Source organism: Flammeovirga agarivorans (assembly GCF_012641475.1).
Classification (GTDB): Bacteria; Bacteroidota; Bacteroidia; order Cytophagales; family Flammeovirgaceae; genus Flammeovirga; species Flammeovirga agarivorans.
This window is the reverse complement of the sequence record NZ_JABAIL010000004.1, coordinates 658,192-682,523: the sequence shown is the minus strand read 5'-3', so window position 1 is coordinate 682,523 and position 24,332 is coordinate 658,192. Positions and strand designations below refer to the sequence as shown.

The following is a 24,332-nucleotide window of genomic DNA, read 5'->3' as shown; positions in this document are numbered from 1 at the left end:
TTGATTAGTCGTTAAATTTTACATCGATAGCATGAGTCATTCTTTTGTCTTCCGGAGGTAATTGCATATAGTCTCCAAAAACATGACTCAATACATAATCATAATCTGCAGGACCTTCAAATTGAGTGTCTTCAAACTCATATTTTTTTATAGGATAATATTTCTCTTTTGGAAATAGCTCCTTTTTGTAATAATAAGGACTGCTGAAGTTGATAAAATAGTTGTAACCTTTGTTGTTATTGAAGGTCATTATTTTCTTCTGGAGCTTTACTAATCCTTTGATGTTATAGAAGCTAAATACGAAATCAAAGATTTTTTGAAACTTACTTTTGGAAGGGTATACTTTAGTTCCTCGTTTCTTACTGAGAGTATAAGTTAGTTGGTTAACAAGCTTGGCTTGTTGTCGACAAACAAAACTATCAGGATCTTTAACATCATCAAAAGGGAAAATATCCAAGAAAATACCTTTATGGGTATCTACATTTTTAGTGTCTTCATCTATATATTCAGTACCATCCTTTTTTAATTTCACAAATGGAAGGTAATACTGAGCGTCATTCTCTGTTGTATGTAAGAATAAACCGTCTATTGGATTTTGAAGGTAGAGCTTGATGAATTTGTCATAGTGTTCTCTAGTCATCCCTACATCAATATCATCATCCCAAGGGATAAAACCTTTATGCCTAACAGCACCTAATAATGTACCTCCAATAATAAAATACTCAAGCTGATGTTGCTTACAGAAAGCATCAAAAGCTAAAGTAATTTCAACTTGTATATTTTGTAATTTTCTTAATTTACCTTGTTCCATTCGTTAGTTATTACTTTTAACGAGTTTCCAAATCTGAAAAGATTGTAATACCCACTTATTCAAAATACGGGTATCTTCATAGAAGAAATTTAATACATAATATGTTGCGAATTGCGTAACACCTGTCGCAATTGCAGCTCCATAAATTCCAATATTCTTAATAAGAATGAAGTTAAGGATAATATTAATGATCATTCCGATTACATTCTTATAAAGAAGATACTTTGTCTTTTCATATATCGTAAGATATGAAGTCTGTAAATTACAAACCGCCTGAATGAAGATAATGATTAGGAGTAAATTATATACTTCAAGACAGTCATTATACTCACTAACAAAGAATAAATGGAATGTATACTTTAATACAAGGACACTGCTAGGAATTAATATTAAGTAAACCGCAACAGTTTGCCTACTGAATTTTAAATAAGCTCTTTTAAAGTTTTCCTTATCCTCCTTATAATTTAATAGCATTGGAAAAGCTGTATTCCTGATAGGGGTCAGCAACATTTGAGTAACTGTAGAAAGTAGTAACGCTATCGAATATACACCAACACTTGCATCATCAATTAGAGATCCAAGCATCACTTTGTCCATCTGACTGAAGATAACAAAGGCAGTAGTACTGATCCATAGGAATTTACTTTCATGAATAATATCTCTTAAAAGAGGGAATTTAAGATTGAATTGAATAGGAAACTCTTTTACATAAATCACAAGAATAATGAGGAAGGAAAGAATACTACCAACAGCATGCATAAATGGAATGTATACTATAGGAACATCCAATGTGATTAGATAATTAATGACACCATATGCTAATGCTTTTGTGATATTCACTGGAACCACAATTTTTCTAGCCTTCAGACGATTTTCATAGAAACTTTGTATACCAAAGAATAGGTTGATAAAAGTATTATTGATAATCAACCAAAAGAAAATCCATATGGTTTCAGTTTCTGACTTTAAGATCCAACAGTATATAAATGCAGCAATTAAGGCGATACTTGATAAAATAAATCTACCAATGGTAACGCTATTAATAATTGTCTGATGTGATTCGGAATTACTTGAAAAGAATTTTTGGACTATTCTTTCATTGATGATCTCATAAAGTAAGGGAGAAAAGCCAACAATCGAAGCAATATATTGATAATGCCCAAAAGTATCAGCACCATAATGGTTGGCTATTTTTACACCTACTAAAAACTTTAATAAAAGAATGAATGCTTTATCAAAAAATATCCAGAAGATATTACTTAAGACATTCTTCCTTGTGTATTGACTCATTAACTATTGAAAACTCTATTAAATTTATTGTGATCACAAAGGAACAATTAAAGTATTGAATATAAAAAGGAATAAATCGATAAGGTTGAATATTTATATTAATATCATTTTTTGAAGACATCTATTGGTGAATTTTTGGCTAAAACTATCATCTTTGTAGAAATTTTTTGAAATGAAAGTTCTTCATATAAACACATATCCTCATGGAGGAGCTGCGTATGCAGCCATAAGAATGAGCAAAGCCCTTCAAGATCTTGGTGTAGACTCTAAAGTCTTAGTACGAGATGAGTTTAAGCAAGATGGAATAGTAAGCTCAGGCGAGAGTGTGTTTTTTCGAAAAATCACAAAGTTATGGCAAAAGTGGAAGGCATTTCCTTACATAAAAGAAGAGAAGGATATTGAAACGTTCTCTAGTCCATTTTCATTATACCCAATCCACCATCACCCTGAAGTTGCAAAAGCAGATATCATTGTCTTGCATTGGGTGAGTCTGTTTTTAGATATACCATCCTTTTTTAAAGAAGTAAATAAACCTATTGTTATTTATATGCATGATATGAATTACTTTAAAGGAGGATATCATTATGCAGAAGATGAAGAATATTTTCCACACCTTCATCCTTTAGATATGCGGTATAAAGCCGCTAAGAAAAAAGCATATGACGATTCAAAAAGTTTGATAACAGTCACTGCTCCATCTCAGTGGTTAGTGGATCTATCCAAGAAGAGTGATTTATTGGGGCAGTTTGAACATCATCATATACGAAATGTTATCGATAGTGATACTTTTGATATTATTTCAAGAGAAGAAGCAAGACGAGAGTTGGGGATTCCAAATGATAAAAAAGTCTTACTTTTTGTTAGTGAAAGTATTAAAAATAGAAGGAAAGGAGGACAGATACTCTTGGATGCTATTAAAAATATCAAAAATATTGATGATGTTAATGTAGTTATTGTAGGTGAGGTGGATAATGATTTATTCAAGTCAGAAAACTTTTATAAATTGGGACGCATTTATGATCCTCAAAAAATGTGTTTAGCCTATAATAGTGCAGACCTTTATATTATGCCTAGTAGAGAAGATAATTTACCAAATGTTATTCTTGAAAGTCATTCTTGTGGTACTCCGGTTATGGCTTTCTCTATAGGAGGAATTACAGAAATGGTTAATAATGAAAATGGATACTTATTAGGAAGTCCATCAAGTGATACATTACAAAAAGGTATTGAAGATTGGATGAAAGTTCCAATAGAATTTGATAGGATGAAAATTAGATCCAATGTATTGAAAGAATTCAATACTAAAGAAACCGCAAAAAGATTTTTTACATTACTAGAACATAAACTACAGCAGTAGAACTTTATATAATATGCAAAACAGCAATTTCAAAAAATACAGTTGGTTATTAGTTATACCAATTTTCTATCTAGTATCTATCCTTTATTTTTCTCCAGAATTTTTTGATGGAAAACACTTAAACCAAGGTGATTTAATGCACTTCTCAGGAATGTCACATGCATCAGGAGAAGAGTATAAAAGAACTGGTGAGAGACCATTATGGAATACTGCCATGTTCTCAGGTATGCCTGAATTACTTTTTTCAGCATTAGATGGAGACCCTACAGAAGTATTATATTCCATGTCTTTAGGATTCATGCCTCACTCACATGAAAACCCAATGACATTATTTCTATTGATGTCTAGTTTATGGGTAGCATTATTATGCTTTAGAGTGAATCCATGGGTAAGTGCTATAATAGCAATTACTTTCTCATTTAATACATTTTATATCACCTCTTTAGAGGCAGGGCATATGACAAAGCTATGGGCTATCGGTTATGCAGCAACTGTTTTAGGAGGTATGAAATTATTGTTTGATAAAAGATGGTTATTGGGTGTGGCTGTTTTATCGACTTCTGTCGCAATAGAATTAAGAGCAGCCCATTATCAGATTACCTATTATTTAATTTTCGTTTGTTTAATTTATGGGTTGTCTGAGTTATATAATTCATATAAAAATGGAGAACTAAACATCTTCCTTACGAGAGTGATTCCATTAGGTATTCTTGCTGCTGGTTTAGGAGCTTCTACTCAATTGTGGAAAGTTTGGACAACAAAAGAATATTCAGAATTTTCTATTCGTGGTAAGAAAGAATTACAAGCGTTACCTGGTCAAGAAAATAATCATACTCAAGAAGGTTTAGATAAAGATTACGCCTTTAGTTGGAGTGAAGGTAAAATGGAATCATTGACATTAATTGCTCCTAATTTCTATGGAGGAAGTAGTCAAGAAAATGTTTCCAAAGATGGGCCTTTAGCGAAACAATTAGAGAAAGTAGCGGGTAAACAACAAGCACAAAATATTGTTAGTAATCCCAACTTTAAATTGCCATTGTACTTTGGTGAACAACCATTTACAGGAGGACCAATTTATCAGGGTGCTGTACTTACATTCTTGTTCATCTTTGCATTATTTATTCTCGATAAAAGAGAACGTAATTGGTTGATTGGTGGTGTACTTATTACTGCCATGTTCTCTTGGGGTAAACATTTGCAATGGTTTAATTACACTTTATTCGATATCCTTCCAGGGATGAACAAATTTAGAACTCCTGCGATGTCATTAGGCGTTACCTGTGTCATTATGGCAATGGGAGCAGCACTAGGTTTGGACAAATTGATTAAAGTTGGATGGGATGAAAAAACACAGAAAACTTTTTATCAGGCAAGTGGAGCTACATTAGGTTTATTGCTACTTATGTATGTAGGAGCTGGAATGATGGATGTTAGTGGAGCTAGAGATGCTCAGATTTTCCAACAAATGTTTGGCTTAAATGATGCAAACATGGTGAGACAGTTCACAAATGCATTGGATGATGAAAGAGTGGCTTTAATGAGAAAAGATATTGTTAGATCTATATTCTTTGTTATTGGAGTTTTAGCTATATTATTTGCAAATGTAAAGAAGAAAGTAGGGATGATTCCAACGATATTAGTAGTTGGTTTATTAACTATTGGAGATGTTTGGGGTGTTGCAAAGAGATATATTAATGATGCATCTTTTAAATCAACTAGTAATAAGGAAACAAATATTGCTACAGGAGCTGATAAGTTTATCTTAAAAGATAAAGATCCAAACTACAGAGTGTTGAATCTAACAGCTAACGTATTTAATGAGGCAAATACATCCTATTTCCATAAATCGATAGGTGGTTATTTTGCCGCTAAGCTTAGACGTTATCAAGATCTTATTGAAAGGGAATTGCCAAAGGAAATGCAAGTTTTAGCAGGAGCAATTCAAAAAGGTGATACTCTTACTGTAAAAGCTACTCCAGCACTAAACATGCTGAATATGAAGTATGCCATTTTAGGTAATACGTCTAATGATGTTTACCAAAACCCTAATGCTTTAGGTAATGCATGGTTTGTAGATAGAGTAGAAAAAGTAAATTCTCCTGATGATGAAATCGAGGCAGTGGGTCAGATAGATCCAAGTTTCCAAGCAGTAGTTGATATAAATAAGTTTCCTAATGCTGATCTTGCTACTTCAAAGTCAGCCGGTGACTTTGTGAAACTAGATAAGTTTAACCAAAGAAGATTATCATACAAATCACATTCAAAAGATGGAGGATTTGCAGTATTTTCAGAAGTTTATTATCCAGCAGGATGGATTGCAAAAATAGACGGAGAGGAAGTTGATATTGTATGTGCGAATTATGTATTAAGAGGTTTGCAAATTCCCGCAGGTGATCATACAATTACATTTGACTTCGATCCAGATTCTTATGTAATGGGCGGAAACATTTCTAAATTAACAGGCTATATTACTTTATTATTATTAGTATTGGCTATAGGAATGACAATCAAGGAAGAAATGGTAACTACTAAAAAAGAAGATTAGTAGCCATAGAAAATATTTCAAACAAACGAGACTTTTAAGTGATTAGAAGTCTCGTTTTTATTATTGACAAAAATGAAAATTGCAGTTATTGGAGGAGGTGCAGCAGGCTTTTTTGCAAGTATTTCTGCAGCTGAACAAGGAAATGAAGTACATCTTTTTGAGAAGACTTCTAAAGTTTTAGGTAAAGTGAAAATATCTGGAGGAGGACGTTGTAACGTTACAAATGAGACATTTAATCCAGTGCAATTATCTAAGAACTATCCTAGAGGGGAACGTTTCTTGAAAAAAGCATTTGGTAAATTTAATGCCACTCATACATTGGACTGGTTTAAAGAAAGAGGAGTTGAAATAAAAGCAGAGGCTGATGGGAGAATGTTTCCAGTAACTAACGAGTCACAAACAATTATTGATTGCCTGATGGAACAGGCCAACATTAATAAGGTGAAAGTACATTACAACTCAGAGGTGAGTAAAGTTATTCCTCAAGAAAACAGTATCGAATTAATTATAAATAACGAAGTAATTGTCTTTGATAAAGTAATTGTGACTATAGGAGGTCAACCTAAAAAAGAGAGTTTTTCGTGGTTAGAAAAGTTAGGGCATAAAATTGAATCACCTGTACCGTCCTTATTTACCTTTAAGATCAATCATAAACCATTATCAAAATTAATGGGTTTATCTGTAGACAATGCTAAAGTAAGGGTAGTAGGAGAAAAGAAACTTCAAGAAGAAGGTCCGTTATTAATTACTCATTGGGGACTTAGTGGTCCTGCAATATTGAGAACCTCTGCTTGGGGGGCAAGATTGTTGTCAGATCGAAATTATCAATTTGATATTTTGGTTTCTTGGTATAACAAAATGTCAGATCAAGAATTAAGAGAATTTGTACAGGAAAAGAAAATAGAGCTCAAAAAGAAACAGATTAAGAATAAAAATCCATTTGAGCTTCCTCAAAGACTTTGGGATTATCTTTTAGAACGTATTGAGATACCTGAAACTAAACTTTGGCTTGATCTAAGTAAAAAAGAGCTGAATAAGCTTGTTGAAGTATTATTGTCTGATAACTATTCAGTCCATGGCACAACAAAATTTAAAGAAGAATTTGTTACATGTGGAGGAGTTAGTCTAAGTGATATTGATGTAAAAACAATGGAAAGTAAAAAATGTAGTCACTTGCACTTTGCAGGAGAAGTAATGGATATTGATGGTATTACTGGCGGTTTTAACTTCCAGGCTGCATGGACGACTGGATTTATATCTGGAAATTCAATGAAATCTTAGAATAATACAATTATAACTATATTTTAACGTTATATGTAAATAAAAGAGGAGTGTTCATAATTTAACATCAATATTTAAGTGTTAAATTATGAACACTATTTTTTTAATTAATACTCCTGTATTCCATGTTTTTGTGAATGATATTTAATCTTTGTAACTCTTTTTGAAAAGACTTGGAACCCTAAGAACTATTACTACACCTTTAAACTAACAAACTAAGCTACATATTAATAGTACAATTTTTATTGATGAAACATCTTATAACTTTATTAACCATTTTATTCATTCAATCCTCCTTATATGCTCAGAATATTACTGTAAATGGTAATGTATCTGACCAATCTGGAGAACCATTGCCAGGTGTTGTGATTTATGAAAAAGGAAATCAAGCACATGGTACGACAACAAATTTCGATGGTAACTTTGAATTTGAAGTAGAAAGTACTTCAACTTTAGTGATTCGATTTGTTGGTTATAAAACACAAGAAATATCTGCTACTACAAGTCTAATTAAGATAAACTTAGAAGAAGATGCTACAGAATTAGAAGCAGTAGAAATTGTTGGTTCAAGATCACAAAATAGAACTGTTACAGAAACTCCAGTTGCCATTGATGTTATTAACCTTGAAGAGGTAACAGCAGCTACCGGGCAATTAGATATGAATCAACTACTGCAATACGTTGCTCCTTCTTTTAATGCAAATAGACAATCAGGTGCAGATGGTGCAGACCATGTCGATCCAGCAACATTAAGAGGTTTGGGTCCAGATCAAACATTGGTTTTAATTAATGGAAAGAGAAGACATCAGTCTTCACTCATTAACCTTTATGGTACTAGAGGAAGAGGAAATACGGGAACAGATTTAAACGCAATCCCTATGTCATCTATCGAAAGAATCGAGATTCTTAGAGATGGAGCCTCTGCACAATATGGTTCTGATGCCATTGCTGGTGTAATTAATATCGTATTGAAGAAAAATACAGACGGTGTAAATGTCAACGTTGGTACGGGTGTAACTTCTGAAGGAGACGGAGCGACCGGAAATGTTGATGTCAATTATGGTACAAAATTAGGAGATAACGGAGGTTTCGTAAATGTGACAGGCCAATATCAATATAGAGGAAGAACGAATAGAGTACCAGAAGGTCAAGAGACTTTTAGAAATTATATTGGAGATGCATTAGCTGAAGGTTATGGAGCATTTGTAAATGCGGCCCTTCCTGTTTCTGAAAACACTGAAGTTTATGCTTTTGGTGGATATAATTACAGACATGGAGAATCATATGCTTGGACTAGAGAAGCAGATGACGATAGAAATGTTCCAGAAATTTATCCAAATGGATTTGATCCAAATATCATCTCTGATATCACTGACTTTTCGATTAGTACAGGTGTGAAAACAAAATGGAACGATTGGAAAATTGATCTAAACAATACATTCGGGCATAATGAATTTAAGTATAATGTAAATAATACTTTGAATGCTTCGATGGGCATTAATTCACCAACAAGTTTTTACGCAGGTAAGCATTATCTATCTCAAAATGTAACCGGAGTAGATGTATCTAAATTTTACGATGGTTTCTTAAATGGATTAAACGTTGCTTTCGGTTCAGAATTTAGAATCGATACTTATGGAATTGGTGCTGGTGAAGAAGCGTCTTATACTAATTATTCAGAAGATGGTTCAATTCCTGGTGGTTCACAAGGTTTTCCGGGTTTTAGACCTGAAAATGTGGTTAATGCACATAGAACAAATGTGGCTCTGTACTTAGATCTTGAGACTGATATTACTGAAAAGTGGATGGTAGCAGTAGCAGGCCGTTATGAAAACTACTCTGATTTTGGAAGCACTTTTAATGGTAAAATTGCGACAAGATATGAAGTGTCTAAAGCTTTAGCTTTTAGGGGATCGTTTAGTACAGGATTTAGAGCTCCATCATTAGCTCAAAAATATTACAGTTCAACATTTACAGACGTAGAAGGTGGGGTAACTATTGATAAGGTAATTGCTCCCAACGATAGTGAATTGGCACAAGCATTAGGAATTCCTGAATTGAAACAAGAAAAAGCGTTGAATGCAAGTTTTGGTTTTACTGCAAATCCATTAGATGGTTTGTCAATTACGGTGGATGGATACTATGTGAAAATTGACGATAGGATTGTACTTACTGGTGCATTCACTTCTGATGATCCTGATATTGGCGATGAATTGGAAGCAATGAATGTAGGTGCAGCTCAGTTCTTTACAAATGCACTAAACACACAAACTTATGGTGTAGATGTAGTAGTGGCGTATACTCATAACTGGGATTTACATACCATTACAACATCATTAGCAGGTAACTTTAACCATATGGAGTTAGGGGAAATTAATACCAATGAAAAGTTGGAGGGTAAAGAAGATATCTACTTTGGTGAAAGAGAGCAAATGTTCCTTTTAGCTTCAGCTCCTAAAAGTAAATTCAACTTTTCGGTAAATCATAATTACAAAAAATTCTCATCAATGATCAGACTGAATAGATATTCAGAAGTTGAATTAATGGATTGGGATGGAAATATAGATCATTATGCTCCAAGAGTTACAACAGATGTGGCTGTAACATATGCTTTGTCACAAAAGTTAAACTGGACTTTAGGAGGGAATAACATATTTAATGTTTATCCATCAAAACAAGACCCATTGTCTACTGAGTCTGGAGGATATTACGATGCCGTTCAAATGGGATTTAACGGTGCATACTTTTACACTAAGCTAGGAATCAAATTTTAAATTAACCTACATCAAATAGTTGAAAACCCATGGATATTCTATGGGTTTTCTTTTTGAAGCTATTGTTCAATTGAGAAGTAAATAATTTGATCTTGGAAGGTTGTATTTGCCGTCTTTGATTCAGTTATCCACTCTTGGAATTTCTCTGGGGAAATTGTTTTGATCCCATTCTGGGTAGTCAATACTGGTTTTTGTATTGGTGTCTTACTGTAAATGATATATAAACGATTAAATAATCGATCTTTTCCCATGGTGGATAACCTTAGTTCATCAACATCTCTGCTTGTCAAGCCATTAAATTCAGAAGCTTTTTTACTGTCAAAGAAAAGGTACTTCTTGTCCGATTGTATTTTAGTGATCAATTCTTCATTATTTGAAGTAGAAGAGTAGGGAAATAATCGATAAACCTGATCTTCCTCCCTCATATATATATTTATATAACCTTCTTGTGCAGAATTTACAGTAGTATATAAGCTTTGGTTTTCTTTAAATTGTTTTGTTTCGCAATTACTTTGCTGATTACAAGATAAAAGTTCAACCTCAATTGGTACTTTCTGAGTAGTAATTGCCCTTCCTTTGCCTTCTACTTCACAACTCAAATAAGGTGTTTGTTCTTGTAGGAACCAAGTGTAATTTACTTGTACTGTTTTAACCCATTCACCTTTTACAAGGGAAGAGTTTAAAGTAATCATATCTGTTCCGCTATTATCAATTTTAAGATCGGACCCACTTGCTATATTGGTACCGAATTCATCAGCTAAAGCTTGTATTTGAGCCTTCAATAGCAAATTCTGTTTGAATTCAGCCACTGTGATATTATCGGTTAAAGGTTCAGTTATTTTAGCTTTTACTTTTTTAATTTTCTGACCAAAAATGGGGTTGGAGAATAGTATTATCAATAATGATAAACTTAATATAGCTTTGATGTTGAATGGTGATAATTTCACTGTATTGAAATGTTTATTTATTTAATTGTTTTACTAATTTAGTGTATATATCAAGAAAATAACTTTTACATGAACAACAAAACAAGATTATTTTTTTTGTTCTGCTTTTTATTGACTGTTTCACTACAGTTGTCAACTTTGGCCCAAACTAAAAAGGAAAAGAAAGCAACTTTAAAAGAATTAAAAGGAAAGGCAATTAAAGAAGCAAAAAGACAGGCTAAGCTATTAAGAAAAGAGGGGTACTCAGAAATCCCTGGAGATTTACCAATGGATTTACAACTAGAGAACTCTTACTTCGCTAAACTAGCTACTGATGATATGGGTAATCCTAAATTTTTTGTTTCTCTTCAAGAATCTAAAGCAGAGTCTTTTGCTGCAGCTAAACAAACAGCTTATCAATTGTGCTTAAATGAAATCGCTACTCAAGTAGGATCAGAGGTGATAGGACGAGTTCAAACAAAATTATCAAATGCTGAAGGTATTGAAGATGCCACCTCAGCAACAGAGGTAATTGGTACTTACCAAAATAACGTATCTTCTAGATTAGGGAGAACAACACCTGTTGTTTTAATCAAAAGAAAAGAAGGAAACCTAACATATATCACAATGTCTTTAAAATACCCTGTATCGGAAGCAGAGCGCATTGTTAAAGATGATTTAAGAAAAGAACTACTAAAATCGGGTAGTGTGGAGGAAGGAGAAATCGATGCATTACTAGATATTAGATAATTGGCTCAAAATTCAATTACAATACATTACTAGTCATATTTTGTAATACCATGTTTCTTTTTGATAACATAAGAATTAATGACCTTTGGATTAAGAAGAATATTTTACATGATTAAAAAGTTATTCTTTGTATTGTGAATTATCACTATAGAAAGAATAGAAGAATTTTTTAACTATTAGGGATAATAGTTGATCGAGATTATAATATACGAGTAGTAATGAAAAAAAATGGCTGTCCTTATAGGGTAGCCATTTTTTTGTGGCTAGTATTTCTACTAAAATGACGAAAAAACACAATAATGTAATGATTTGAAACATAGTTGTAAGTAGAAAAGTGCGTTTTCAGCCACCTTTGTAAGGTCGTCGAACAATTCTTACAATTAATACACTCATTCTATTACTATGTTACAATCATTGAAATTAACTGATTCTACTTCTAATATTCTTCAAAAAGACTACTCTTCTAAAGAGAACCTAAGTAGACATAACCATCAAATTTTACAGATGTTGGTAGGGCTAAGTTTCGTGTTTTTTTATTTTACTAAGGTCGATTACTTAATGGCTTTGCCGGTTTTTTTAATGCTATCTATGCATGTAAACTTGTACTTTATAAAGAAAAGAAAATTTGAGTACTCTAATTTTTTAAACGTATCTGTATTGCTAGTAATCACTTCTGTGATAAGTGTTTTTTTGCCGTCTTCTAACATTGAAAGCTTGTTGATATTGACAACAATTGTTCACCTTATTGTACAAAGGAAAGAAGATATCTCAAAATGGTTTTATCCAGTAATTACTATCGCAAGTATAGGTTTAGTAATCGTTCGTTTATATTATCCATCTCAACAAGTTGTACTTCAATCATGGGAGGTGTTATTTATTCAATTATCGATTTTTATCATTATCGCATTTAGCATTTTCTCTTCAATAAGACAATTTGAAAAAAGAATTAAAGTGAAATCTAACGTATCTTTTAATACACAAGGACACCAGAGAAATGATAGTGACAATTTCTCAAATGATGATTTAGTTGTAGAAAATGAAATGTTGAAATCTAAACTAAGTCAGCTTCATAAAGATTTTGAACAGGTGAATGCCAATGTTCTACTTCAAATGAAGAACAAGAGAAAAATCTTACAATCTCTTCAGGAAATCAAACAAAATTCTGATCAGAAAAAAGAATTAAACAAAGTCATAATAGATATAAAAGCACAGTTAGATACAGATAATAAACTGACACTTTTACAAGAAAATATCTCAGATGTAAGTGCGTCTTTCTACAGTGGACTTTTAAAGAAGTTTCCAAGTCTTACTAATAATGAAAGAGAACTATGTGCTTACATGAAACTAGGTCTTACTTCTAAAGAAATAGGAGAGATCAGAAATACGACTGAAAATGCTATTAATGTAGCGAAGTCGAGATTAAGAAAGAAAATGAATTTAGAAAATAATAGACAAATCAATAATGTCTTATTTCAGATTGAGCAGGTATAATTAAGTAGAAGTGGGCATCAAGTTGAGGATGTGATGCCCTATATAATTATTGTCAAAAAGTACTCACAGATTGTGCAGTACTTTTTTTTCGTTTTATCTTAATACTATTAATTAATAATCCTGTGATAACAAAAAATCCGCCAAATATCTGAGCACCAACTATTTCTTCTCCTAAAATAAATGAAGCACTAGTTCCAAAAACAGGGACTAAATTCATAAATAAAGTACTGGTCTCTGCACCCATTTCTTTGATAGAAATAATCCAAAATGCTCCTGCTATTGCTGTAGATAATACTCCCATAAAAAGAATACTCCACAAATACTCTTGAGTAGTAGGGAATGATATAGTCTCGAAAGAAAGTGTATATATCATGAAGCAAATACAGGCAACAATTGTGACTAAATTCGTTAACCACAATGGAGAGATGTTATTTAAGTATTTCTTGATATAAACATTAGCAAATGAGAAACTTATATTGGCAGCAAGGATGTATAAATCTCCTTTTGAGAATGAGAAAGATCTTATAGTATTGATATCACCTTTTGATATAACCAGAAGGATACCTATAAAACCAAATAGTATACTAATCATTTCCTTTCTCTTTAACCTCGTTCCCAACATTGGGATTGATATCAAAGCGGTGTTTAAAGGAGTGAGTCCTATAATCAACACGCCATTAAATGCAGAAGTAGATTTAATTCCTTCAAGAAAAAGAACATTGTATAGAAATGCCCCAATTACACCCAAAAATATAATCGATTTCCAGTTGCTGATTGCTCTTGATACATCCTCTTTTGATGGCTTTTTGATAAAAGCGAAACCAATCAAACAGATAGCACCTAAGAAGTATCTATAAGTACCTGTGACCATAGGAGAGGTGTATTTTAAGGCCACCTGACTAATATGGAAGTTAATTCCCCATACAAACGTAGTGAAGATGAGAAAGAAGTAATATTTGCCTTTATTAGTTGAGTTCATATTATTTGTTAATGGAAGTAACGAAATGGATAATTGTAATTTATTGCACGGTTTTCGCAAACATACTTACTATTTACTATTATTTCATAAAAAGACTATTCCATGAGAACAATTATTATTAATGTTCTTTTGTTTTTGCTAGTATCTAATAATATTCTTGCTCAACAATCACAATACCGAGGTATGGTGATAAATAACAAAACAGAAGGTAGAGAAGCGAAAGTAGAATCAAATACTTATGCTCTCGTTATCGGAACAGATATCTATAATGATTACCCGAATCTATACAACCCAATAAAAGATGCAAAAGGTGTTGGAGAAGTTCTAGATAAAGGATATGGATTTAAAGTAACATACTTAGAAAATCCGTCTTCCAATCAGGTATTAAGTACATTAAGGACTTATCATAATAAACTAAAAAAAGATGATCGTTTCTTGCTATATGTTGCAGGACATGGCGATTATGATTCTGTGTATTTTAATCAAGCTTATTTGATTTTAAGACATAGCAAAAAAACAGATATGAACAGACTTACGCATTTACCGTTTCATACGGTAAGTAAGATGTCTGAAAAGTTACCCGCTCAGCAGGTACTTATTATTGCAGATGTTTGTTATGGTGGTGCATTTAATAATCAGTTATTAAGAAAGGTGAGTAGTGGTTATAGCACCCATCATGTTTCTGCATCAAAATTCTTAGAAGACCAACTAAAACATAAAAATAGATGTGTTTTAAGTTCTGGAAGATTAACCCCTGTAGCAGATGGTAGACCAGGAGAGCATTCACCATTTGCAAAGATGTTGATTCACACATTAGAGAATCACCAAGAGGACAGTATTGTTACAGCATCAGATATTAAAAATGAACTTGCAACGCTATCTTCAAAACCAACTTTAGGTTACTTCGGAGATAATTTATCTGTTTCAGAGTTCGTCTTTAAATCAGAGTCAAAAAAAGCTTCTTCAGAAGAACTATTGGCATTAGCTAAAGATGAATATCAAAGTGTTTTGATGAACCTAACAGAGAACCAGTGGAGTACAGGTATAGCTCCAAAGAAGAAGCTACAACATATTTTATCTTTACTACAAGAATCCAGTCAGTTAGGACATCCTGAAGCTTCTTTTTGGATTGCGTTGATAGAGAAAAAATATCAAGTGAATCATTTGAGTGATAATCAGATTGAATTATATGCAAAACAAGCCGTAGACCTATTTAAAACTGAAATTCAAAATGGGGATAATATTCATGAAGGAATGTTGGCAATACTTCAATCCGAAAATATCTATAGACATTCCTCAGATGAAGACGTAAAGAAATGGTTCAAGTCATCTATGGCCTCTGAAGATCCTTTGAGTTTTTATTATGCAGGTAAGTATTGTTTAAAACACAGGCAACTAAAAAGAGCATATCAATTCTATAAAGAAGGGGCTGGTAATGATGATGCTCTTTGTCAATTCGAATTAGCAAAATTAAAATATACTAGAAAAAATGACCTTTTTGCTTTAGGCTTGGAAACTGACGATTATATCGATTGGTTGAAAAAAGCATCAAATAATGGGTTGAGAATTGCAAATGAGGTTTTAATATCTATTGGACAAATAGAATAGAGCATATTATTATTTTATAATTCTTGATTAATTTCTAACTTAGAATAGTTAATTACTCTTACTAAAATAGATCGATTTCTTAAGATGACGATACAAGAACTTCAAGAAAAATATCAATTTAACAAAGAAACTCCTATTGTGATTGGTGATCGTTGTAAAGTGTATTTTGGAAAACTGAACAACGAAGATGAAGTAATCATTATTTCTGATCTTTCTCCAAGAATTATAAAAGAAGAACCCGTAGATAGTTATGAGGTTGGGGCTACCTTATCTTTTGATGAAGATAAAGTACCTGATAATCCTGATACTTTCGTCTTCGGTTCTGTACAATATACAATTCGAATGTTGGAGAATTACACTAGTAATGTCATCGATGTCGTTCATAAAATTATTGAAGAAATTGACGAGAATAATCTAAGAGCTTTAGAAATTCAACTGCTTCATGAACTTAGGTTACCCGAGTTGGATCGTACACAAAAACTCTTAGACATTAAGAACCTTTACAAGCAAGGTTTATATGATGAGACCTTTAAAGCAATCGCCTACGACTATGCTGATGATATTCTGTTAGATGGCGATATGTTGTATTTACTCGGCGATATGTGTGAAAAAGGCATGGGTACATTCCAAAATAAGGAACAGGCCCTACAATTTTTTACTCGAGCAGCTGAAGTTGGAGTCACAAATGCAGGGAAGAGAGCTGAAATGATTCAACAAGAATTGGATGATTTAAAAGTAACTGCAGCAAAAGAAGAATCACAACCTGAAGAATCTGCATCAGAAAAGATTAATCCAACTGATACATCAAGATTAAAGAGAAAATCGGGTGGACCGGTTAATAGAAAGAGAGGATTATCAAAAAAGAACAAAATTAGATATTCCATTATCGGAAGCTTTTCATTTATTCTTGGGGCAATTTTTAGCTCTTTTGTGATACTAGCTATCGGAGGTGATAATTCAAGTCAGGAGCCAATAGCGACTGAAAATGTAACCAACGAAAATAAGGATGAGGTCACTGTAAATCCAAGTGATGCTATCTTTGAAAGTATTGAGTCTGATGTACTTAAGAATATGAGAGATCTTCAGAATTTTGGAGTGGCTCAGAAAAAATTAAATGATGCCATTAAGCTCATTGATCAAGGACAGGAAGTAAATACTTTTACACCTGGGCAAACCAAAAGACTAGATCAATTGAAAGGGTATATAATGGGACAAATTTCTGATATGAAGGATAATGAAAAAGGAAACTTCACTATTAAATATATTCCTAAATCAACAGAATCAGTTGTAGCTATAGCCAACAGATATAAGATTCCAGAAAAAAATGTAATTGATCAAAAAGGGAAGTCAATTCCAATAGATTATACTTTTAAAGATGGTGAGGAAGTGAAGTTAAGAATACCTTCTTATTTCTTTAATCATAAAATTCTACCTGGAGAAAGTATAGGTACAATTGCTAATAAATACGATATCCAAACAGAAGATATTAAGAAGTTAAGTGAATTGTCTTCTGATGTCTTACAACCTGGACAAACACTAAGAGTTTATATTAGACAATAGAATATGTCTAAAACCAAAAAATCCCATTCACAATAAAGTGGATGGGATTTTTTATATCGTAACTAAATTATTTTCTTATTTAGATAGCATGTCTTGCGTCAAAGTTAGAGACAAACATAGATTTTCTACTTGAAATCTTAATTTGCTCATACATAACAGACATTTTTGATTGAAGAAGTTCTGAACCTTCTACTAATGGTAGACGAACATGTTTTTTACAGATTCCTGCTATTTCAAGACCTGTCTTAACACCTACAGGATTACCTTCTTCGAATAATGCATCTGTATAATCAAGTAATTCAGACATCTGAATTGTTGCTTGTTTTGTATTACCAGATAATGCATTATGAACTGTACTTCCAAATTCTTGAGGAAGAACATTTCCTAAAACTGTAATAACACCCGAACCACCTACAGAAATAATAGGAACTGTTAAAGCGTCATCACCAGAGATATATAAGAAATCATCTGGAGTAGCAGAAATTACGCGCATAGCTTGAGTTAGATCTCCGCCAGCATCTTTTACTCCAAAAATATTTTTATGCTTAGACAACTCAACAATTGTATCAACAGTCATGTTTACACCAGTTCTACCAGGAACATTATATAATAAGATTGGTAGAGGAGATGCATCTGCAATTGCAGTATAATGTGCAATGATCCCTTGTTGTGAAGGTTTTACATAATAAGGACAGACAGATAATATTGCAGAAACACCACTTAAATCTAATGTTTCTAATTTCTCGATCACATCTGCTGTATTGTTACTACCAATACCAAACATAATTGGCTTGTTAGTAGGATTATTCGCTTTCACAAAGTCAAGAATCTCTCTTTTTTCATCTTTGGTTAACGTCGCACTTTCAGCAGTTGTACCACTGACCACCCAATAATCCACATCCTTCGTATGTTCCAATAACCTTTTTAAAGCTGGAAAATCAACCTTGCCATTTTCTGTGAATGGTGTTACTAAAGCGATGCCTTGTCCAATAAATGATTCCATGACTAAAAGTGATATATGTTTTCTTTGTGTATGTGTCTTAATTAATACGATAGTAAAAATAACTAGTTGCTGTTAATAGCACAAAAATACAATAAAAAGAAAACCTTTTCGTAACAAGTTGTTATATTTATAACTTGAAACAAAATTAACATCCAATTTTTATGATTACAATCGCTGAAGCAGTAGAGGAAATAGTTCGTAAATCACCTTTTTTAGAAGAGGCAATAGTTGACGGAATCGTTAACTACACTGGTCTTGCACGCCAAATTATGCCTGAAGTGGAAGAAAAGCTTATGAAGGATGTGCAAATTGGCGGAGTTGTGATGGCTATCCAAAGACTCCGTCCGAAACTATCAAAATTAGATATTGAGCATGAAGTGTTGGATTATCTAAAGAAGATGGGGGAGATAATCGTAAGATCTGACCTAATTGATTATACTTTTAAAAATTCTCCTACCTTATTAGGAAAACAACAAGAACTTTTAAAAGTTATACAAGGAGAGAAAGATGTTTTTCAGGCATCCTCAAAAGGTGTCTATGAAACCAACCTTGTAACAAGTAAGAAGATGTTAGATCAGCTTAATCAAATTTTTACGGGTGAAGAAATTATCAGTAAAAAAGAAAATTTGGCATCTCTTACAATGAGGTTACCACAAGACAATACTTCAGTTCCTGGTATTTACTATTACTTATTAAAGAAAATTGCTTGGGAAGGAATAAATATTGTTGAGGTAATTTCAACAACCAACGAATTCACGCTAATTTTAGATAAGAATGATGTGAATCGTACATTTGGACTACTCCATAACCTAGTTAACGACTAATAATTTCTACTATGAAAGAATTAACTCCTTTTGAGAGATGGGTGATTGAAAATAAAGGAACAGAACGCCCTTATACCGGTAAGTATTATTACCATACTGAAAAAGGAACATATACTTGCAAAAGATGTAATTCGCCACTATATAAATCAGATGATAAGTTTGATGCTAACTGTGGGTGGCCTGCATTTGATGATGAGATTGAAGGAGCTATCAAAAAAGTGAAAGATCAAGATGGCGTAAGAACAGAAATTCTTTGTTCAAATTGTGATGCACATCTAGGTCATATTTTTGAAGGGGAAAACTTTACTCCGAAAAACATCAGACATTGTGTGAATTCTATATCTCTTGATTTTGAATTAGAATCTGTCAAAAATAAAAAGATTGCCATTTTTGCTTCGGGATGTTTTTGGGGAACAGAGTACTATTTTTTAAGAACAAAAGGAGTCATTTCTTGTGAAGTAGGATATATTGGAGGACATGTAGAAGACCCAACATACGAAGAGGTGTGTACAGGTAAAACAGGTCATGCAGAGGCAGTTAGAATTGAATATGATGCGGATAGAATCAGTTATGATTATCTGGCAAAATTATTCTTCGAAACTCATGATCCTTCACAGTTGAATAAACAAGGTCCTGATATTGGAACTCAATACCGCTCAGAGATCTTCTATCTTGATGATGAGCAAAAGAAAGCAGCACAAATCTTAATTGCACAATTGAAAGCAACAGGTCTTAAAGTTGTAACTAAGCTAACAGAGGCAACTATCTTCTACAAAGCAGAAGATTACCACCAAGATTATTATGAAAAGACGGCAGGGAAGCCCTACTGTCATATATATACGAAAAGGTTTTAATGAAAAAGGCTACGAAATTTAATTCGTAGCCTTTTTCATATTCTTAATGATTATTCATCATTGTCTTTTTTGTCTTTGTCGTGTTGTTCAATATGTTTTTTCTCTGCAGCTCTAATTACATCAATTTCTGATAAAGTAGATCCTTTCTCGTTGTCTTGTCCAACATGTTTAGGACTACCAACAATTTGTGAATTGTAGATACTTGTATGACCAGAGAACATATATGCAGTAATACATGCCACTGCAATAAATACAGCAGATGGTGCGCCAAATAATTCAATTCCCATCATGGTACAGGCCATCGGAGTATTCGTAGCACCACTAAAAACACCTACAAATCCCATACCTGCTAACAAGGCAACTGGTAAAGAAATATGGGTGGATAAGAAACTACCTAATGTAGAACCTATATAAAATAATGGTGTTACTTCACCACCTTTAAAACCAGCTCCCAAAGTAAAAGATGTGGTTAGTGTTTTCATTAAGAAATCATACCAATCCATTTGTGTTGTAAATGAATCTACGATCACAGGAACACCTAAACCAAAGTATTTTAAATCATAATTAGCATAATCAAAACCATGATTAAAGTTAAGAATAACAATGAAAATGGCTAATACCAACCCACCAATGACAGGTCTTAAAGGAGGGTATGAAATCTTAGATTTAAATAGATTACCCCAAAAATGATTGGCTTTTGAAAATAACATACCTGTAAGTCCAAAAGCGACACCAGCAAGTACGCATAATAATAGATTTTCTAAAGTCATTTCAGGGATCACCTCTGTTGGAATCAAGTATTCAGTATGTGAAATGCCAAAATAATGACCTACATGATGTGTTGCATAATTGGCTACAATTGCAGTAAAAAAACTAGGGAAAATAGCTTCATAACGCATACGACCAATAATATATACTTCTAAACCAAAGATTGCTCCTGCTAGAGGTGTTCCAAAAACAGATGAAAAACCTGCTGCAATACCTGTAATAATAAGTATTTTTCTATCGTACTTATCGAGTTTGAAGATTTTTGTGAACTGATCTGCTATAGCCCCACCCATTTGAACTGCCGTACCTTCTCGACCCGCTGATCCACCGAAAAGGTGAGTGGCAATAGTGGCAACAGTTACCAAAGGAGCCATTTTTAAAGGTATAATTCGGTTGGGTTTTGTAATTTCATCTAACAATTGGTTATTACCTTTAACCACTGATTGTCCAAGGTAATGATAACATGCCCCGATAAGAAAACCACCAGCAGGTAGTGCAAAAATAATCCATTGATGACCACCTCTCCATTCAGTAGCCCAATGTAATCCCCATAAAAATAATGCTGATCCAATACCGGTCAATCCACCCACAAGAGTACCAATGAGTACCCATTTCAATATATAGAGAACAACAGGGAATTGTTCTACTTTTTTCACCCATTTAGGTAATTGCTCATGAGTATACCCCAAAAAAGCCATAAATGTTAATTAATTTTAGATCATGTGATAATACAATATTATATTAAGTTACTCTTTTATGCGTAATTTTTTTATAAAATAGACTAGTATATATCTTCAATAAAGAAAAAAATGAGATTAACGTTTGTAATCAATAATTCTCTTAGAGATTTAAGGCAAAGTATACATAAAATAGGTCCTTTTATTTTCTCTATTGTGGCAGGCATAGGAAGTTTAGTCGCCATGATGACTTTTTCTGAGAATGTAAATAAAGACCTAGAAAGTCAGACCAAGGAATTATTGGGGGCAGACCTTGAGCTTAGAGCCAATCATATTTTAGAGGATTCACTATTGTCTCCATTTGCTTCTAAATCCGAGCAAGTGGTTAAACAATACAATTTTGCTTCTATTGCTTTCAATCCTGAAACCAAATTAAATAGAATGGTTGATCTAAGGGCTCTTGAATTGGGTTTTCCATTTTATGGTAAGTTGGAAGTCTCACCTGAGAAAGCATGGACTGATTGGGAAAAAAGAGAGAAAATTGTTTTAGTAGATAGTATGGTTTTGCTTCAATTGCAAACAAAGGTTGGAGACTCATTACAATTTGGAAAAACTAAATTTAAAGTAGCGGGAATTATTAAAAAAGGAGTAGGGCAAAGTGCAATAATGGCAGCAACAGTACCTATTGTTTATTTCCCATTTCAATATCTTTCACAAACTGGATTGGTTCAAAAAGGGAGTAGGGTAAATTATAGATATTATTTTAAATATGGCGATGATATAGATTTCAATGCTATTGTAGAAACAGAAGATAAATTAATTGAAGAAAATGCAATTCGAATTGCCACAGCAGAAAATAATACCGCAAGGGTTGGCCGGTTCTTTAATGACATTGATAGCTTTTTGAAACTAGTCACTTTTGTCTCATTATTATTGGGTTGTATTGGAGTCTCTAGTGGTATTTATATTTACATCAAAGGGAAACTTCAGTCTGTTGCTATTTTGAGGTGCTTAGGAGCAACCTCAAGAGAAGCTTTTATGATTTATTCCATCCAAATCAGATTACTAGGTTTAATAGGTGGAATTTTAGGGGCGATCATTGGTTCTCTTGCACAATTATATTTTCCTGTTCTTTTTTCAGACTTATTAATGGTCAATGTATCCAATGATTTTTCTTTAGAAGCCTGTTTTTATGGTATTATACTTAGTGTAATTATTTCAATCCTTTTTGGTTGGTATCCTTTACTTCAAGTATTAAATGTTTCTCCAATATACGTTCTCAGAAATGTTGAATTGTCTATTCAAAAGAATTCAAGGTGGAAACAAGTATTGCTTGTAGTATCTATTGGACTTTTTGTTTACGGTTTTGCCTATTGGCAAATGCAGGATTACATAAAGGCATTAGTCTTTTTAATGTCAATATTGGTAGTCTTATTTATTTTATTCTTGATAAATACTGTTCTGATCAGATTATTAAAATCGTATGATCTTAGTAATTTCTCTTTCAGTTTAAAATATGGGATTTCTCAATTATTTCGTCCTAATAATCAAACATATATATTAGGCATCACCATAGGTTTAGGTGTTTTCTTGATTATTTGTATGGTATCTGTCAGAGCTATTCTAATTGATAAGGTGGAAAATGTCGGAAAAGAAGGGGATGCCAATTTAGTATTTTATGATGTTCAAAAAACACAGGTAGAGCCATTATATGAACTAATTGAAAAAGAGAACATAAAGGTAGATCAAGATGCTCCAGTAGTCACTATGTCTCTAACGACTTTAAATAATGAGGATAAGAAAACAGCGTTAGCAGATTCCACAAAGAAAATAAAGAGGTGGGTATTCGATAGAGAATATAGAGTAACTTATAGGTCAGAATTAAAAGATAATGAACAGACTGTCGAAGGTACTTGGGTTGGTTCCTCATCTTTTAACACAGTAGTACCGATATCAATTTCAGAAAATTTTCTAGAATCTTCAGGTATTAACTTTGGAGATACATTAGTATTTGATGTTCAAGGGTTTCCTATTACTACAACTGTTAGCCATGTTCGAGCAGTAGATTTTGCCAAAATGGAAGCCAACTTTGTGGTCTTATTTCCTTCTGGAGTATTGGAAAATGCACCAGCTTTTCATGTTTTGGCAATAGGCGTCAAGGATAAAAAGAAAATTGCTAAGATTCAATCTGACGTTCTTGAAAAATTCCCTAATGTATCAACAATTGATTTAGGCCTTGTCTTTTCTTCTCTCAATGATATATTGGATAGAGTAGCCTTTGTATTTCAATGGTTAGGAGGTATCTGTATACTTACTGGATTTTTGGTATTATGGAGTAGTATGTCTATTGGAAAATATCAAAGAAAAAATGAGGCTGGAATTTTAAGAACCTTTGGAGCAAAAAGAAAACATCTAGTTAGGATTTCCTTTGTAGAGTATTTTGCTATAGGTACAGTCTCGACGTTTACTGGATTACTTCTAGGCTGGATTGGAAGTTGGTTATTAGCATATTTTGTTTTTGATATGCCATTTTTTATAGCCTTGAGCGACAGTATGATAGTTTCCGTTTTGATTATCTCAATGACAGTTGCAATTGGAGTAATCTATATGCGATCTATTTCTAAAGTATCAGCATTACAAGTATTAAAAAATTAATCAATTGTATTGCTTACTTCAGATAATGACTTCGATGTTAGTTTAGCTTCTTGTACTTTTTTAGTGGAGTGATTGGTGCCTGTAATATAATGATGAGCACCCACTAAGAAGAATAAACCAACAATTAAAAAAAGAAGTTTAGCTTTCATTTTAAACGATAATATTATAAAAAATTGTTA

At 32.8% G+C, this 24,332-nt stretch carries 18 protein-coding genes; 11 read left to right on the top strand and 7 right to left on the bottom strand.

Translation table 11 applies throughout. The features are described from left to right. Nucleotides 1-4: 4 nt before the first annotated feature. Nucleotides 5-811 (bottom strand): LicD family protein, encoded by an 807-nt coding sequence (locus HGP29_RS15675; protein ID WP_168883364.1) that lies wholly within the window; start codon nucleotides 809-811, stop codon nucleotides 5-7. A 3-nt stretch (nucleotides 812-814) separates the two neighbouring features. After that, a complete protein-coding gene (locus tag HGP29_RS15670; protein ID WP_168883363.1) occupies nucleotides 815-2,101 on the bottom strand; it encodes an oligosaccharide flippase family protein in 1,287 nt (428 codons plus the stop codon). A 172-nt stretch (nucleotides 2,102-2,273) separates the two neighbouring features. Between HGP29_RS15670 and HGP29_RS15665 the strand changes: the two genes are divergently transcribed. The 4 genes from HGP29_RS15665 (at nucleotide 2,274) to HGP29_RS15650 (ending at nucleotide 10,058) form a co-directional block, all read left to right on the top strand. Beyond that, on the top strand, nucleotides 2,274-3,458 hold the full coding sequence (locus HGP29_RS15665; RefSeq protein WP_168883362.1) for a glycosyltransferase: 1,185 nt from the start codon (nucleotides 2,274-2,276) through the stop codon (nucleotides 3,456-3,458). Between the two features lie 13 nt (nucleotides 3,459-3,471). Continuing rightward, nucleotides 3,472-6,003 (top strand): YfhO family protein, encoded by a 2,532-nt coding sequence (locus HGP29_RS15660; protein WP_168883361.1) that lies wholly within the window; start codon nucleotides 3,472-3,474, stop codon nucleotides 6,001-6,003. Between the two features lie 72 nt (nucleotides 6,004-6,075). After that, entirely contained in the window at nucleotides 6,076-7,284 is a 1,209-nt protein-coding gene (locus HGP29_RS15655) for a BaiN/RdsA family NAD(P)/FAD-dependent oxidoreductase (RefSeq protein ID WP_168883360.1), read from the top strand. Nucleotides 7,285-7,532: 248 nt separating this feature from the next. Further along, nucleotides 7,533-10,058, top strand: coding sequence for a TonB-dependent receptor (locus HGP29_RS15650; RefSeq protein WP_168883359.1), 2,526 nt, complete (start codon nucleotides 7,533-7,535; stop codon nucleotides 10,056-10,058). 59 nt (nucleotides 10,059-10,117) lie between these two features. Here HGP29_RS15650 and HGP29_RS15645 read toward each other — a convergent pair whose 3' ends face one another. Further along, nucleotides 10,118-11,005: a hypothetical protein gene (locus tag HGP29_RS15645; protein ID WP_168883358.1), complete on the bottom strand. Its 888-nt coding sequence runs from the start codon at nucleotides 11,003-11,005 to the stop codon at nucleotides 10,118-10,120. A 138-nt stretch (nucleotides 11,006-11,143) separates the two neighbouring features. Between HGP29_RS15645 and HGP29_RS15640 the strand changes: the two genes are divergently transcribed. Continuing rightward, nucleotides 11,144-11,734, top strand: a complete 591-nt coding sequence (locus tag HGP29_RS15640; RefSeq protein ID WP_168883357.1) for a hypothetical protein — start codon at nucleotides 11,144-11,146, stop codon at nucleotides 11,732-11,734. Between the two features lie 402 nt (nucleotides 11,735-12,136). Next, nucleotides 12,137-13,225 (top strand): helix-turn-helix transcriptional regulator, encoded by a 1,089-nt coding sequence (locus tag HGP29_RS15635; protein ID WP_168883356.1) that lies wholly within the window; start codon nucleotides 12,137-12,139, stop codon nucleotides 13,223-13,225. Between the two features lie 52 nt (nucleotides 13,226-13,277). On the opposite strand, the gene HGP29_RS15630 is transcribed toward HGP29_RS15635, so the two are convergent. Continuing rightward, on the bottom strand, nucleotides 13,278-14,204 hold the full coding sequence (locus HGP29_RS15630) for a DMT family transporter (RefSeq protein WP_168883355.1): 927 nt from the start codon (nucleotides 14,202-14,204) through the stop codon (nucleotides 13,278-13,280). Between the two features lie 102 nt (nucleotides 14,205-14,306). Here HGP29_RS15630 and HGP29_RS15625 point away from each other — a divergent pair, with 102 nt between their 5' ends. Continuing rightward, nucleotides 14,307-15,812 carry a caspase family protein gene (locus tag HGP29_RS15625; RefSeq protein WP_168883354.1) on the top strand — a complete coding sequence of 502 codons (1,506 nt, stop codon included), beginning with the start codon at nucleotides 14,307-14,309 and terminating at the stop codon, nucleotides 15,810-15,812. Nucleotides 15,813-15,896: 84 nt separating this feature from the next. Beyond that, nucleotides 15,897-17,372 carry a LysM peptidoglycan-binding domain-containing protein gene (locus HGP29_RS15620; protein WP_168883353.1) on the top strand — a complete coding sequence of 492 codons (1,476 nt, stop codon included), beginning with the start codon at nucleotides 15,897-15,899 and terminating at the stop codon, nucleotides 17,370-17,372. Between the two features lie 79 nt (nucleotides 17,373-17,451). Here the strand turns inward: HGP29_RS15620 and dapA are convergent, their stop codons facing one another. Continuing rightward, nucleotides 17,452-18,375, bottom strand: coding sequence for a 4-hydroxy-tetrahydrodipicolinate synthase (gene dapA / locus HGP29_RS15615; RefSeq protein ID WP_168883352.1), 924 nt, complete (start codon nucleotides 18,373-18,375; stop codon nucleotides 17,452-17,454). A gap of 161 nt (nucleotides 18,376-18,536) precedes the next feature. Between dapA and HGP29_RS15610 the strand changes: the two genes are divergently transcribed. Together HGP29_RS15610 and HGP29_RS15605 are read left to right on the top strand one after the other, a co-directional pair. After that, a complete protein-coding gene (locus tag HGP29_RS15610; protein WP_168883351.1) occupies nucleotides 18,537-19,199 on the top strand; it encodes an aspartate kinase in 663 nt (220 codons plus the stop codon). Nucleotides 19,200-19,210: 11 nt separating this feature from the next. Beyond that, entirely contained in the window at nucleotides 19,211-20,053 is an 843-nt protein-coding gene (locus HGP29_RS15605) for a bifunctional methionine sulfoxide reductase B/A protein (protein ID WP_168883350.1), read from the top strand. 50 nt (nucleotides 20,054-20,103) lie between these two features. Here HGP29_RS15605 and HGP29_RS15600 read toward each other — a convergent pair whose 3' ends face one another. Then, nucleotides 20,104-21,519, bottom strand: coding sequence for a voltage-gated chloride channel family protein (locus HGP29_RS15600; protein WP_168883349.1), 1,416 nt, complete (start codon nucleotides 21,517-21,519; stop codon nucleotides 20,104-20,106). A 111-nt stretch (nucleotides 21,520-21,630) separates the two neighbouring features. On the opposite strand from HGP29_RS15600, the gene HGP29_RS15595 reads away from it, so the two are divergent. Next, complete coding sequence (locus tag HGP29_RS15595; RefSeq protein WP_168883348.1) at nucleotides 21,631-24,153, top strand: ABC transporter permease; 2,523 nt, start codon at nucleotides 21,631-21,633, stop codon at nucleotides 24,151-24,153. On the opposite strand, the gene HGP29_RS15590 is transcribed toward HGP29_RS15595, so the two are convergent. Next, entirely contained in the window at nucleotides 24,150-24,302 is a 153-nt protein-coding gene (locus HGP29_RS15590; RefSeq protein ID WP_168883347.1) for a hypothetical protein, read from the bottom strand. The two genes, HGP29_RS15595 and HGP29_RS15590, sit on opposite strands and share 4 nt — an antisense overlap. Nucleotides 24,303-24,332 lie beyond the last annotated feature (30 nt).

Coding starts and splice junctions, on each gene's coding strand:
- HGP29_RS15630 (WP_168883355.1), bottom strand. CDS start 14,204: ATGAACTCAACTAATAAAGGCAAATATTACTTCTTTCTCATCTTCACT.
- HGP29_RS15600 (WP_168883349.1), bottom strand. CDS start 21,519: ATGGCTTTTTTGGGGTATACTCATGAGCAATTACCTAAATGGGTGAAA.
- HGP29_RS15670 (WP_168883363.1), bottom strand. CDS start 2,101: ATGAGTCAATACACAAGGAAGAATGTCTTAAGTAATATCTTCTGGATA.
- HGP29_RS15635 (WP_168883356.1), top strand. CDS start 12,137: ATGTTACAATCATTGAAATTAACTGATTCTACTTCTAATATTCTTCAA.
- HGP29_RS15660 (WP_168883361.1), top strand. CDS start 3,472: ATGCAAAACAGCAATTTCAAAAAATACAGTTGGTTATTAGTTATACCA.
- HGP29_RS15605 (WP_168883350.1), top strand. CDS start 19,211: ATGAAAGAATTAACTCCTTTTGAGAGATGGGTGATTGAAAATAAAGGA.
- HGP29_RS15675 (WP_168883364.1), bottom strand. CDS start 811: ATGGAACAAGGTAAATTAAGAAAATTACAAAATATACAAGTTGAAATT.
- HGP29_RS15595 (WP_168883348.1), top strand. CDS start 21,631: ATGAGATTAACGTTTGTAATCAATAATTCTCTTAGAGATTTAAGGCAA.
- HGP29_RS15620 (WP_168883353.1), top strand. CDS start 15,897: ATGACGATACAAGAACTTCAAGAAAAATATCAATTTAACAAAGAAACT.
- HGP29_RS15655 (WP_168883360.1), top strand. CDS start 6,076: ATGAAAATTGCAGTTATTGGAGGAGGTGCAGCAGGCTTTTTTGCAAGT.
- HGP29_RS15665 (WP_168883362.1), top strand. CDS start 2,274: ATGAAAGTTCTTCATATAAACACATATCCTCATGGAGGAGCTGCGTAT.
- dapA (WP_168883352.1), bottom strand. CDS start 18,375: ATGGAATCATTTATTGGACAAGGCATCGCTTTAGTAACACCATTCACA.
- HGP29_RS15625 (WP_168883354.1), top strand. CDS start 14,307: ATGAGAACAATTATTATTAATGTTCTTTTGTTTTTGCTAGTATCTAAT.
- HGP29_RS15610 (WP_168883351.1), top strand. CDS start 18,537: ATGATTACAATCGCTGAAGCAGTAGAGGAAATAGTTCGTAAATCACCT.
- HGP29_RS15650 (WP_168883359.1), top strand. CDS start 7,533: ATGAAACATCTTATAACTTTATTAACCATTTTATTCATTCAATCCTCC.
- HGP29_RS15590 (WP_168883347.1), bottom strand. CDS start 24,302: ATGAAAGCTAAACTTCTTTTTTTAATTGTTGGTTTATTCTTCTTAGTG.